This is a genomic window from Tepiditoga spiralis (assembly GCF_014701195.1).
In the GTDB taxonomy this organism is placed as follows: domain Bacteria; phylum Thermotogota; class Thermotogae; order Petrotogales; family Petrotogaceae; genus Tepiditoga; species Tepiditoga spiralis.
The window spans coordinates 468,389-481,533 of the sequence record NZ_AP018712.1 but is presented as its reverse complement, the minus strand read 5'-3'; the positions used below and the strand labels follow the sequence as shown (position 1 = coordinate 481,533).

The window sequence follows — 13,145 nt, the reverse complement described above, 5'->3', positions numbered from 1 at the left end:
AATCTAACCTATATTATATATATATTATAAAACAAATGATATGTTAAAGTCAAAAGCTTAAACAAAAAAGAAATATTTTATATTTTTAATATAAATGATTTTGAAAAAAATTTTTCTTGGGGTATAATACAGAGGAAAAATATAAATTCATTATAAAATGGAGGAATAATGTATAAAAACTTATCAAATACTATTATAAAAATAAAATCTATTATACAAAATGATTTAAAAAGTTCAATAGCTTTAAAAAAATTAAAGATAAAAGATATTGAAGAATTGGTATTTACACACTTTAACTCTATTGTAGCTTTAAAAATTATGCAAGAAAAATTTTTAATAAGTGAAGAATATACATCAACTGATTCTTTAATATATGAAAAAATATCAAAAAAAATGAACTTAAAAAAAAATTCAGAGGAACTTTATTATGAAGTATTTCAAGTAGCTTTTAATGAACTTTATCAAAAAATACCTGAATTTTTTTTAAAACCAGAAATTTCTCTATCTGGATATGCTTTAAAAAAAATAATGAATGAATTAAATTTAGTAAAAGATTGGAATAAAGATGATATTTTAGGATGGTGTTATCAATATTATAATGATGATGTACGTGAAAATAATAAAAGTATAGCAATTCAATCGCAATTTTATACGCCTGAATGGATAATTGAATTTTTAGTGGATAATACACTAACAACTTATTATTCTGAAATAAATAAGTATACACATTTAAAAGAAAAGTATAATATAATCCCTAAAAAGAACAGAGAGTATAAAGATTTATCAAATATAAGTATTTTAGATCCAGCTTGTGGTAGTGGACATTTTTTAATAAAATCTTATGATAGATTAATTGAAATGTATGAAGAAAACGGAATATCCTCAGAAGATGCTTCAAAATTAATAATTGAAAATAATTTATTTGGTTTAGATGTAGATAAAAGAGCCATTCAAACAACAAAATTAATTTTAAAATTGAAAGCATTAGAAAACAATTGTTTTGAAACTTTAAATTTTAATATACATAGTATTTCAGATGACTTGGGAAGTCTTCAAAAAAATACAATATTTGAACAAAAATTTGATATAGTTTTATCAAATCCTCCATATACTGATTCATCAAATTATAGTAAAGATTTAAAAGAAAAGATTTTTTCATTGTATACAAACTTTAAAAAAAATTTATATACTTGTTTTATAAAAAAGAACTATGATTTTTTAAAAGATGAAGGATTACTTGGAATGATTACACCACAAACTTTTATGTTTATATCGAGTTATCAAAAAACACGTGAATTTATATTAAACAATATGAATATAAGAATGTTTGTTCAATTTGGCCTTGGTGGAGTATTTAATGATGCACTTGTTGATACTGCTGCTTATATAATGGAAAAATCAGAGTTAAATCATGGTACTTATATAGATTTAACAAAAAGTAAGAATAAAAAAGAAAAATTATTTTATATATGGAAAAATAAAAATTTTGAATATTCAAGAAATGTTTATTATATAGACAACAATAATTTTAAGAAGATTCCAGGATTTCCATTTGCTTATTGGATGAATCAAAAATTGTTAAATATATTTTCTAATCTACAATTAAAAGATATAGCTGATGTAAGACAAGGAATAGCAACAGGAGATAATAAAAGGTTTTTAAGATACAATTGGGAAGTAGCCAAAGAAGAAATAAATAAAAAATGGATACCTTATTCTAAAGGTGGACCATACAATATGTGGTATGGTAATTTATGGTGGGTAATAGCTTATGATGATAAAAATAAAGAGCTTTTGAAAAAAAGTGGAAATAAATTGCCAAGTAGACAGTATTACTTTAGAGAAGGGATAACTTATTCAATGACAACTTCTAAAGGTTCTACTTTTAGATATTTACCAAAAAATTTCATGTTTGATTGTAAAGGAAGTTCTATATTTTTTAAAAAAGAAAAGTTAAAATTTAGAATTTTAACTATTTTAAATAGTACTTTTGGAAGGTTTTTATATAAATTTATTGCAGGAAGTGTGGATTTAGAAGTTGGAGATTTAAAAAAACTTCCAATACATAAAAATATAATTGAAGATATAGATAAAACAAAATTTTTAGATTTATTAGGAAAAATATTAATAATAATAAAAAAACAAAACTTAGATATATATCCAATAGAACTACATTATAAAGGATCACCATTACATCAATTACAATGTAATCAATTGCCATTAATTACAGAAACGGATACTGTAAAGAGAATAAAAAACTTTATAAAGAAAAGGGATTCTTTAGATACATATTTGACTTTATTTGAAAGTATAGCAGATAAACTTATTTTTGAACTCTATAATTTAAATGAAAAAGATATTAAATTGGTATTAAAAGAAATGAGTACACCAGTTGGATGGCTAAAGATAAATAAAAATCATACAAATCATTTGCTTAAGTTAAAGGATATATTGACAAAAACTTATTTAAAAGAATTTAAAATAGAAGAAAGTGAAGTTGAAAAACTACAAAAATATATAGATTCATACATAGAAGCATTAAAAGTAGAAACTAAAAAAATAAACACTGAAGATAAAATACTTAAATCTTATTATAAACGTTGGAAGATAGATTATGATAATCAAATAAAAAAAGTTTCTACTGAATTAAAACTAAACCCTTTAATAATTTTTGAAGAAAGTATTAAAGGTAATGTTTTATCAAGATACAGAGTACAAGAATATTTGTTTCTTGCAATAGATCATTCAATAAAAAAGATTCTTAAGGAATCAGAATATGGTTTTTTAGATGTAGAAAAAACTAAAGAAAAGATTAAACCGCTTTCAACAAGAATAATGTTGGATCTTGAAAAAGTAGGTATAACAGATGATTTTTTTAGTTCTTTTACTGGAAAATCAATAGAAAAATATTTAATTACAGATTATATAAAATCACATAAAAAACTGTATAAAAATGCACCTATTATTTGGAAAATTGATACAGTATTTCTGCTTTTTTCAAGGTTAAATTCAGGAACATTTCAGTTAATTTCAAAAGTTTATATCAAACCAGAAATTAAGCAATTAGAATTAAAACGGTTTAAAACAGACAAAGATTTAAAACGAATAGAAAAATTAAAAACTATTGATGAAAATTTATTAAAATTATCTCCGATACCCGAGAAAGGAATTAAATATAATTTAAATAAATTAACTTTTATAAAATAATGGATAGTCTAAGACTATCCATTATTTTTTTATCTTATTATTATATTCGTTTTGAAGTTCATGAAGTTTTTTGGTACCATTTATTCTTTCTTGTTTTAGATTTTCTTGAATTTCACGAGTTTCATCAATGCCTTTCATTATAGTTTTCCAAGTTTCTTCTAATGTTTCTAATTTTATAGAACTACTACCTGCAAGTTGTGCAGTCATTTTTGATTGCATAGCCGTATTTTGAGCGTTTCTCAATAAAAGTTCATTTGTTTTTTCATCAAGCGCTGCCATTGCTTGTGCTTGAATTTTTTGCCTTTTAAGAGTTATTGCTTGGTTTAATCCTTGTTTAAAAATAGGAATGGTTATTATGAATGCAGAGTTTATTTTTCTTATTAAATTATAATTACCTTTTTGAATTAATTTTATTTGTGGCATAGTTTGGAGAGCGACACTTTTTGCAAGTTCAAGATCATAAATTCTTTGTTCCATCATTTCAAGAACCTGTAAACCATTAGAATAATTTACTTGATCTATTTGTTCTCCTGATTTGGTTTTTTCTTCAAGTTGAGGTAATATTTCACTTTTTAATCTTTCAACAACAATATGACCAGCTTGAATGTATTTTTCTAGAGTTTCATAATATTCCATATTTTTATTGAACATTTCTTCAAGCATTCTATTACTTTGAGTAATTTCATTTTCATATTCTTTTAATTGAATATATACTTTATCAACTTCTCCACCCATTGTATGGTATTTTTTTAATAACCCATCAATAGTTTTTTCTGCTTTTTTAAATAATTTTTTTAATAAACCTTGCTTTTTTTCAGCATCATTAAAATCCTTTATATCGAACTTATCCATGATCTTGTTTAATTGAACTAAAAGCGTTCCAGAATCTTCTATTTTTGTTGTTTCAATAGAATTCAAAATTTTATCTGCAAATTTTGATATTTCTTCAGCAGTTTCTTTTCCGAAGGTCAATATTGATTCAACATTTTTAAAATCTATTTGTGAAGATATAGCTTGTACTTCTGGAGAATTTTTTACTTTTAACTCTATTTCATTTTTTACTTCTTCAATGTTTTCATTTTCAATTTTAAATTCATCAGCCATTTTTTTTCCTCCTTATTTTTTTGAAAAAATAGACCAAATTGATTTTTTCTGTTTTTTTAATTTTTTTAAATCTGGTAAGTTTAAATCGAAGATATTTTTACCAATTTTATGAATATCATAATACTGTGTTTTAATTTTTTGTTCTATGTTATTGTATCCAGTTGGAGTTAGTATTAAAATATCAAATCCAAATAAGTTTAGAAAAGATATGATAATAGAATCTTCAATGCTAAACATCTTTTCTGTATTATCATAAATTACAATTTTAGGTGGAATAAATGGATAATCAAAGTTTTGAATCATTCTAACTATTTCTTTAGGTAATTCTAAAATTGTAACTAATATTTTTAGCTTAAGTTCCATAGTCATTGTTTCTTTAAATGGATTAAGTTCTATTAATTCTTCTATTTTATTTATAATAGAAGATTGAACGCCTGTATTTAAATATCCAAACTTATAAAATTCATAATTTAATAATTCTTCTTTATTTATTTTATTATCTTTAAATAAAAAAGCACTTTTATAAAGTTCTTGTTTTGTATAAGTTATTTTTGTAAAAGGAACTTCTTCAAAAAACAAAGTGTTTTCTGTTAAAAAAGAAGATAAATCAGACCAATAATCATTTATTTGTTCATGAGTTCCACTTATTTTAGCAAAAATGTTTGGTATATAAATATTTTTATTAAATACTTTAAAACCTGTTCTCATTCTCGATTCATTATTCCATAAGATTTTTAATTCATCATAAGTTGTTTTTAAAGTTACAGCTTTTGGATAATAATTTTGAAATTGCCAAGGTTTATAAACACCATCTTCTTCATTGTGTATTATCATTCCTATTTCTTCTGAAGCTTTATACGCAGTTGTTTCTTTTCTAGTTATTACTTCTTTTTGTGGAAAAGGAGTATTTTCACATCTTTTTTCTAATAAGAATGGAATTGAATATTTATTGTTTAGATCATATGTAACATCTTTTAATTTGTTTATATAAAGAATATCTGATCCCATTTTTGATAGAAATATCAAAAAATAAAATTCATGTTTTTTTATTTCACCATAATATAAAATTTTAGGATTGATTATAACTTTATTTAATTTATTGGCATAATCAAAGTTTGATATTAGGTTTGGTAAATATTCATTTATCCAAGAAATAAATTTAAATACAAAATTTTTAATCTTGGATGGATTATTTTCTTCTATTAAAAATAAATATAGAATTTCTTTAAATGAAGATAACAATTTTAACTTATATTTTTTATCTTCTAATTGAAAGAAAGCAGAATTTTGATTTAAATATTGTACAATTTCTTCAGAAGTTTTTAGACTCATCCAATTTAAATTAGGCATAAATTGAGGATTAAATGGTATTTTATTTATAAATTTTATATATTTACTTCCATATTCTAATAATTTCTTATCAAAATGAAATAATTCATTATTAAAATCAACTTCATTATCCTTAATTCCTATATATCTATAAAAAAATACAGGTAGAATAATTTTTTCACCATTTACATAATTATGTCTTTTTGATAGAGGAAGAAAAAAATCACTAAAAATATCATCAGATTTTTTTAAGGTTGTTATTATATCATCTGTATGAAAAGTATTTAATGGAAGTTTATTTATATTTGATTCATTATGTATTTTATTTGATTGAAGCTTAAAATTTGTTGGAACTTGTATAGTAGTTTTATTTGATATTTCATTTATAAAATCAAATTTTTCAAATTCATTGTCATTTTCATTTATATATAAGATATCACATCCTATTTCAAATAAAAAGTATAAAAAGTATATATCATGTTCTTTTATATTTCCATAGTATAAAATTTTAGTGTTATCTTCATCAATACAAATGTCTTTAGAATATTCTTTTATCTTTAAGAGCATTTTATAAGAAAAGTTTTTTATTTTAGTAATATTATTATTTTTCTTTTCATAAAGTTTCAATGTTTTATAAAAAGCGATTGCAATACTATCATTTAAAATTTTAGTATTTGTTATATTGAAAAAGTTGGTATTTTTTATAGATTTGAAAAACATATTAATATTTTCATTGTATGTATTTTTTATTAAAGATAAAAGATTATCATCTTGTTTAAAAGATTTTGCTTGTATTAGTATATATTTTTTATCATTTAAGGAATTTTTGATGTAATTTAATGTTTTTTCATTTCCCACAATTCTATAAAAATAAACTGGAACAAATAAAGATTTATGATAATAATAGTCAACTCTTTTTGTTATGTTGATTTTTAAATCTTCTAATAAGTTATTTGATTTTTTTGATTTTGAAATAATAATTCTTTCTATATTAAGCATTTTTAATACCTCATTTTAATATAAAGATTTAAAATTTTATTTTTTATAAAATTAATTCATTATTAGTATATCACATTTTTTTAGGAAAACAATAGTAAATTAATTAATTAATCAAGCATATTAATTAATTTGTAACTAAAAAATTTTTAATTTTTTTAATTTTGAGGTATAATATTTTTAGTTTTATAAAAAAAAATAAAAAAATTTAATTTTTTCAAAGGAGGAGAAAAAATGTCTATAAATTTAAAAAAAGGGGAAAAAATAAATTTAACAAAAGGAACAGGAATAAAAAAAGTTATAGTAGGACTTGGATGGGATACAAATAAATATGATGGAGGATTTGACTTTGATTTAGATGCTTCAGTATTTTTATTAGATGCGAATGGAAAAGCAACATCAGATTCTGATTTCATATTTTATAATAATTTAAAACATCCAAGTGGAGCAGTTATTCATACAGGAGATAATAAAACTGGAGAAGGAGAAGGAGATGATGAACAAATCTTAATAGATTTTGAAAAAATTCCTTCGAATATCGAAAAAATTTCTATAGCTGTAACAATACACGATGCAGAAACAAGAAAACAAAACTTTGGACAAGTATCAAATGCCTTTGTTAGAGTAATAAATCAAGATACAAATGAAGAATATTTAAGGTATGATTTAAGTGAAGATTTTTCAATAGAAACAGTTTTAGTTATTTGTGAAATTTATAAACACAATAATGAATGGAAATTCAATGCAGTAGGAAGTGGATTTTCAGGTGGTTTAGAAACACTTGTGAAAAATTATGGACTTGATGCTTAAAAAAAATAATATAAAATTAGGAGGATACTTTTATGTTTGAGTGGATAACAAATATTTGGATTGCTTTACCAGTATTAGTTGTAATGAGTTATTTAGTTAGTGTAGCATCAGATAAATTAGGAGATGTTTTACATATTACAGGATTAAAGTTAAATATCCCAACTTCTGTTCGTGGGGCAACATTTGATGCAATAGCTTCATCCTTTCCAGAATTTGCAACAGCAATGATAGCTGTTCTTTTATATCATAAATTTAATGATGTTGGAGTTGCCACTATTGCAGGGTCTGGAATATTTAATATATTATTAATACCTCTTGTTAGTATATTAGCATTTAAAGGAATTGATTTAAATTTGAAAGTAAAAGCTCAATATGTTTATAGAGATATGATTTTTTATTTAATATCAATAGTTACATTATTTATTTTTACATATATTGGATACTTTAACATTTATACAGGTTTAATATTATTACTAATATATTCTGCATATATATATGTTTTATATCTTCAAACTAAAGATTTTAGAAATAATCAAGAAGAACAAGAAGAATTAGAAGAAGATATGAGCTATTTGTTAATAACATTTTGGATAGTTGTTGCAATGGCTATTATTTGGATATCAATTGATGCAATAATTGCTTCAGCTTTAGTTATATCAAATACAATACATGTTCCACCATTTATTGTTTCTGTTGTTGTTATAGCAGCAGCAACATCTATACCAGATACATTACTATCAGTTAAATCTGCTAAAAAAGGTGATGCTGATGGAGCTATCTCAAATGCTGTTGGATCAAATATCTTTGACATATGTGTTGGACTTGGAATACCAATGGTTATAGCAGGAAGAACTATAGAAGTTCAACTATCTCAAAATGCAGGTATGTTTGGATTTTTATTAATTTCAATGTTTACAACTGGAATTTTATTATTGAAGAAAAAAGGAATGCATAAAAAAGATGCAGGGATAATGGGCATAGTTTATTTGCTTTTTATAGTTTATGTTGTCATAAAAGCAATAAATGGATAAAAAAGGGGGTAAAAAAATGGCTATTAGTTTAAAAAAAGGTGAAAAAGTAGATTTGACAAAAGGAACAGGAATAAAAAAAGTTATAGTAGGACTTGGATGGGATACAAATAAATATGATGGAGGATTTGACTTTGATTTAGATGCATCAGCTTTTTTATTAGATGCAAATGGAAAAGCAACATCAGAAACTGATTTTGTTTTTTATAATAATTTAAAACATCCAAGTGGAGCAGTTATTCATACAGGAGATAATAGAACTGGAGAAGGAGAAGGAGACGATGAAGAAATCTTAATAGATTTTGAAAAAATCCCTTCAAATATCGAAAAAATTGCTATAACAGTAACTATCTTTGAAGCAGATCAAAGAAAACAAAACTTTGGTCAAGTATCAAATGCCTTTGTTAGAATAGTAAATCAAGATACAAACGAAGAATATTTAAGATATGATTTAACAGAAGATTTTTCTGTAGAAACTGCTTTAGTTATTTGTGAAATTTACAAACACAATAATGAATGGAAATTCAATGCAGTAGGAAGTGGATTTTCAGGTGGTTTAGCAGCACTTGTAAAAAACTATGGACTTGATGTATAGGAGATGATATTATGAGTATAAATCTCACAAAAGGACAAAAAATAAATTTATCTAAGGATTATGCAGGCTTATCTAAAATAATGGTGGGCCTTGGTTGGGATCCTGTTGAACAAAGTGCAAAAGGTTTTTTTAAATCACTTTTTAAAGAAAATCAAGATATAGACTGCGATGCATCAGTTTTAATGTTGAAAAATGATAAGTTGCAAAGTAACTCTGATTTAGTTTACTTTGGAAATTTAAATGATAAAGCAAATAGTGTTATTCATCAAGGAGATAACTTAACAGGAGAAGGAGAAGGCGACGATGAACAAATATTTGTTGATTTATCAAGAGTTCCAAGTGATATAAGCAGATTGGTATTTGTTGTAAATATATATGATTGTGTTAGAAGAAAACAACACTTTGGAATGATAAAAAATGCTTTCATAAGATTAGTAGATATTGAAGGAAAAAAAGAATTACTTAAATATAATTTAAGTGATGATTATTCTAATAAAACATCTTTAGTAGTAGCTGAACTTTATAGACATAATAATGAATGGAAATTTGGTGCTATAGGTGAAGGAAATACTGATTCAGGACTAAAAGAATTGATAAAAAGGTATAAATAATAAAGTATTAAATTATAAAAAAACACAGTTGACAAAAAAATATTTTTGTGGTATTATTTTGAAAATTAAATAAAATTATCAAGAGAAAGTGAGGGACTGGCCCTATGACCTTTCAGCAACCTGCAATTTTTGTGTGGTGCTAAATCCAGCATTTCATTTGAAATGAAAGATAATAAAAAATATTGTCTCTTTCAAATGAAAGAGACATTTTTTTATGGAGGAATTTATATGAATGTAATAAAAATAGTAAAGAAAATAAATATGAATATGTGGATGTGTGGCATAACCGATTTTTATGCCCATGTCTTTTGTTATATAAATTGACATAATAGAGCTTTAAATCGGTTGTGAAGATAAATTCACAACCGATTTTTTTTTTAGGAGGGAAGAATGAATATTATAGTAAAAAAGTATGGAGGAACATCAGTTGCAACAGTTGAAAGAATAGAAAAGATAGCAAAAAAAGTAGTTGAATTAAAGAAAAAAAATAAAATAATTGTTGTTGTTTCTGCTCCTGCTGGAATGACTAATGATCTTTTAGAAAAGGCAAAAAAAATTTCAAAAACACCATCAAAACGAGAATTAGATATGATTTTATCTGTTGGTGAACAAGTATCTATATCTTTATTATCGATGGCAATACAAAATTTAGGAGAAAAATCCATCTCATTTACAGGTTGGCAGGCGAGTATTTTAACAAACGAGAATTACAATAAAGCAAAAATAAAAAAAATAAATATAAAAAGAATAAAAAAAGAATTAGAAAAAGATAATGTAGTAATTTTAGCAGGTTTTCAAGGAGTTACCAAAAAAAATGAAATAACGACTTTAGGAAGAGGTGGATCAGATATCACAGCAACAGCAGTTGCTGCAGCTTTAGGATTAAAGGAGGTAGATATATGTACAGATGTTAATGGAGTTTATACTTCAGATCCAAGAATAGTAAATAATGCAAAAAAAATACAAAAAATTTCTTATGAAGAAATGCTTGAAATGGCTGATTCTGGAGCAAAAGTTCTTCATGGAAGATGTGTTGAATTAGCTGCAAAAAATAATTTAAAGATACATTTAAGATCTTCATTTACAGAAGAAATAGGAACTATTGTTGGAGGGGTTAAAAATATGGAAAAACCTATAATAAAAGGAATTACATTATCAAAAAACGAATCAAAAATTTCAATAAAAGGAATACCTTACTCTATAAATGTTTTAAATACTATATTTAAGGAAATTGCAAATGAAGGTATAAACATAGATTTAATTGTAGAAAACAAAGTAAAAGATGAAATAGATATATCTTTTACCTTAAGTAAGAATGATTTTGAGAAAGCATTATGTGTAAGTAATAAGATAAAGGAAAAATTAAAAGCAAAAAATGTGGAGTTTAATGAAAGTGTTTCAAAAATATCTGTAATAGGATATGGAATAAAGTCTAATCCTGGAATTGCAGCAAAAGTTTTTGAAGTATTATCAAATGAAAAAATACCAATAGACATGGTTTCATGCTCAGAAATAAAAATTTCTTGTATTGTTTCAAAAGAACACTCAGAAATTGGTTTAAAAAAATTACACGAAAAGTTAATTGAAAAAAATAAGGAGGTTGAGAAGTATGAAAACTTATGAAGAGATAAATGAAAAAATTTCAAAAGGTGAAGCTGTTGTTGTAACAGCAGAAGAAATTATAGATATAGTTGAAGAAATTGGAATTGAAAAAACTGCAGAGTATGTGGATGTTGTTACTACAGCAACCTTTGGGCCAATGTGTTCAAGTGGAGCATTTTTAAATTTTGGACATTCAAATCCGCCAATAAGAATGCAAAAAACTTATTTGAATGGTGTAGAAGCATATTCTGGATTAGCTGCAGTTGATTCATATATTGGGGCATCTCAAGAGAGTAAAAATAAAAAATATGGTGGAGCACACGTAATACATGACTTAATATCTGGGAAAAAAATACATTTAGAAGCAACTTCAAATGGAACTGATTGTTATCCAAAAAAACATGTTGATACATACATAACAAAAGAAGATATAAATGAAGCTTATTTATTTAATCCAAGAAATGTTTATCAAAATTATAATGCGGCAACAAACGCTTCAGATAAAAAAATTTATACGTATATGGGAACTTTAAGACCAAATATGGGTAATATAAACTATAGTACAACAGGAGAGTTAAGTCCACTATTAAATGATCCATACTATAAAACGATAGGAATAGGAACAAAGATATTTTTAGCAGGAACTCAAGGATATGTAAGTTGGATGGGTACACAATTTAATTCTTCTGCAGAAAGAAATGAAAGAGGAGTGCCAATTACACCTGCAGGAACATTAGCGGTTATAGGAGATTTAAAAAAAATGAATAAAGAATATATACAACCTGTAATTTTTAAAAATTATGGAATATCAATGTTTATTGGTATTGGAATACCAATTCCAATCTTAAATGAAGAAATTTTAAAATATACAACAATAAAAAATGAAGAAATACAAACAAATATTATTGACTATAGTAGTGGTAAAAAAATAAAAAAGGTAAATTATAAACAACTTCAAAGTGGTATGGTGAAAATAAATGGAAAAGAAGTTAGAACTGCATCAATATCTAATTTAAAAAAAGCTAGAAAAATTGCAAATGAATTAAAAGATGAAATAAAAAATGGAAACTTTTTATTAACTAAACCACTTGAAGTATTTCCATTAGATAAAAAAGTAAAAAAAATGAAAGAAGATGATTGATTTGTATGAAGTAAGAGATTATAGAGAAAAAATGAAAAGTCAGGATATGACAAATTTTAGAGTAATGGAATTTGAAACAGACTTGTTTATTTCTGCAAAAAAAGATTTGTCTAAGATAACAAAAAAAATGGTAAAAAAATATAGAGAAGAAATAATAAATTATTCAGCTAAAAATATAGAATTTTATAAAAGTTTAGTACCAATAGTAGAAAAAGAAAATGCTAGTAAAATAGTAAAGCATATGATTAAAGTCAGTAAATTAACTAATGTTGGACCAATGGCTGCGATTGCTGGTGCAATTTCAGAATATGTTGGTATAGAACTTTTAAAGTATACAGATGAAGTAATAATTGAAAATGGCGGAGATATATTTTTAAAAACAAAAAAGGAAAGAAAGATTAAAATATATGCTGGAAAATCTAAATTTTCTAATAAACTATCTTTAAAGATAAAACCAAATTATGAAAAACTTGGAATATGTACATCTTCTGGAACGTTTGGACATTCTTTGAGTTTTGGAAAATCAGATGCAGTGGTAGTTTTATCTGAAGACACATTACTTGCTGATGCAACGGCAACAGCAATTGGAAATATTATTAAAACAAAAGAAGATATAAAAAAAGGAATAAAATTTGCAACTTCTATAAAAAATATTATAGGAATTTTAATAATAGTTGATAATACTCTTGGAAGTTGGGGTAAAATAGAAATAGAGAGGTGAT

Annotated in this window: 10 protein-coding genes and 1 riboswitch; of the genes, 8 read left to right on the top strand and 2 right to left on the bottom strand. The window is 24.3% G+C overall.

Annotated features, from left to right (window positions below; all coding sequences use genetic code 11):
- Positions 1 to 168: 168 nt before the first annotated feature.
- Entirely contained in the window at positions 169 to 3,207 is a 3,039-nt protein-coding gene (locus tag IGS63_RS02140) for an Eco57I restriction-modification methylase domain-containing protein (RefSeq protein WP_190615401.1), read from the top strand.
- A 21-nt stretch (positions 3,208 to 3,228) separates the two neighbouring features.
- On the opposite strand, the gene IGS63_RS02135 is transcribed toward IGS63_RS02140, so the two are convergent.
- Entirely contained in the window at positions 3,229 to 4,311 is a 1,083-nt protein-coding gene (locus tag IGS63_RS02135; protein ID WP_190615400.1) for a toxic anion resistance protein, read from the bottom strand.
- Between the two features lie 12 nt (positions 4,312 to 4,323).
- Positions 4,324 to 6,639, bottom strand: a complete 2,316-nt coding sequence (locus IGS63_RS02130) for a YceG family protein (RefSeq protein ID WP_190615399.1) — start codon at positions 6,637 to 6,639, stop codon at positions 4,324 to 4,326.
- A 231-nt stretch (positions 6,640 to 6,870) separates the two neighbouring features.
- On the opposite strand from IGS63_RS02130, the gene IGS63_RS02125 reads away from it, so the two are divergent.
- The 7 genes from IGS63_RS02125 (at position 6,871) to IGS63_RS02095 (ending at position 13,144) form a co-directional block, all read left to right on the top strand.
- Positions 6,871 to 7,446: a TerD family protein gene (locus IGS63_RS02125; RefSeq protein WP_190615398.1), complete on the top strand. Its 576-nt coding sequence runs from the start codon at positions 6,871 to 6,873 to the stop codon at positions 7,444 to 7,446.
- Positions 7,447 to 7,478: 32 nt separating this feature from the next.
- The gene (locus IGS63_RS02120; RefSeq protein WP_190615397.1) at positions 7,479 to 8,477 is read left to right on the top strand and encodes a sodium:calcium antiporter; all 999 of its coding nucleotides are present in this window, start codon (positions 7,479 to 7,481) and stop codon (positions 8,475 to 8,477) included.
- A 16-nt stretch (positions 8,478 to 8,493) separates the two neighbouring features.
- Entirely contained in the window at positions 8,494 to 9,069 is a 576-nt protein-coding gene (locus tag IGS63_RS02115; RefSeq protein ID WP_190615396.1) for a TerD family protein, read from the top strand.
- 11 nt (positions 9,070 to 9,080) lie between these two features.
- Complete coding sequence (locus IGS63_RS02110; RefSeq protein ID WP_190615395.1) at positions 9,081 to 9,680, top strand: TerD family protein; 600 nt, start codon at positions 9,081 to 9,083, stop codon at positions 9,678 to 9,680.
- A gap of 72 nt (positions 9,681 to 9,752) precedes the next feature.
- A riboswitch (SAM riboswitch) is annotated at positions 9,753 to 9,856 on the top strand.
- A gap of 214 nt (positions 9,857 to 10,070) precedes the next feature.
- The gene (locus tag IGS63_RS02105; protein ID WP_190615394.1) at positions 10,071 to 11,303 is read left to right on the top strand and encodes an aspartate kinase; all 1,233 of its coding nucleotides are present in this window, start codon (positions 10,071 to 10,073) and stop codon (positions 11,301 to 11,303) included.
- Positions 11,290 to 12,423, top strand: a complete 1,134-nt coding sequence (locus tag IGS63_RS02100; protein ID WP_190615393.1) for a homocysteine biosynthesis protein — start codon at positions 11,290 to 11,292, stop codon at positions 12,421 to 12,423. The genes IGS63_RS02105 and IGS63_RS02100 overlap by 14 nt, the downstream gene beginning before the upstream one ends.
- Positions 12,416 to 13,144 (top strand): UPF0280 family protein, encoded by a 729-nt coding sequence (locus tag IGS63_RS02095; RefSeq protein WP_420856916.1) that lies wholly within the window; start codon positions 12,416 to 12,418, stop codon positions 13,142 to 13,144. Before IGS63_RS02100 ends, IGS63_RS02095 begins: the two co-directional genes overlap by 8 nt.
- Position 13,145: the final 1 nt, after the last annotated feature.

What these genes read in the sequence shown, in the direction of transcription:
- IGS63_RS02125 (WP_190615398.1), top strand. Translation starts at nt 6,871, where the DNA reads ATGTCTATAAATTTAAAAAAAGGGGAAAAAATAAATTTAACAAAAGGA.
- IGS63_RS02095 (WP_420856916.1), top strand. Translation starts at nt 12,416, where the DNA reads ATGATTGATTTGTATGAAGTAAGAGATTATAGAGAAAAAATGAAAAGT.
- IGS63_RS02140 (WP_190615401.1), top strand. Translation starts at nt 169, where the DNA reads ATGTATAAAAACTTATCAAATACTATTATAAAAATAAAATCTATTATA.
- IGS63_RS02105 (WP_190615394.1), top strand. Translation starts at nt 10,071, where the DNA reads ATGAATATTATAGTAAAAAAGTATGGAGGAACATCAGTTGCAACAGTT.
- IGS63_RS02110 (WP_190615395.1), top strand. Translation starts at nt 9,081, where the DNA reads ATGAGTATAAATCTCACAAAAGGACAAAAAATAAATTTATCTAAGGAT.
- IGS63_RS02135 (WP_190615400.1), bottom strand. Translation starts at nt 4,311, where the DNA reads ATGGCTGATGAATTTAAAATTGAAAATGAAAACATTGAAGAAGTAAAA.
- IGS63_RS02120 (WP_190615397.1), top strand. Translation starts at nt 7,479, where the DNA reads ATGTTTGAGTGGATAACAAATATTTGGATTGCTTTACCAGTATTAGTT.
- IGS63_RS02115 (WP_190615396.1), top strand. Translation starts at nt 8,494, where the DNA reads ATGGCTATTAGTTTAAAAAAAGGTGAAAAAGTAGATTTGACAAAAGGA.
- IGS63_RS02100 (WP_190615393.1), top strand. Translation starts at nt 11,290, where the DNA reads ATGAAAACTTATGAAGAGATAAATGAAAAAATTTCAAAAGGTGAAGCT.
- IGS63_RS02130 (WP_190615399.1), bottom strand. Translation starts at nt 6,639, where the DNA reads ATGCTTAATATAGAAAGAATTATTATTTCAAAATCAAAAAAATCAAAT.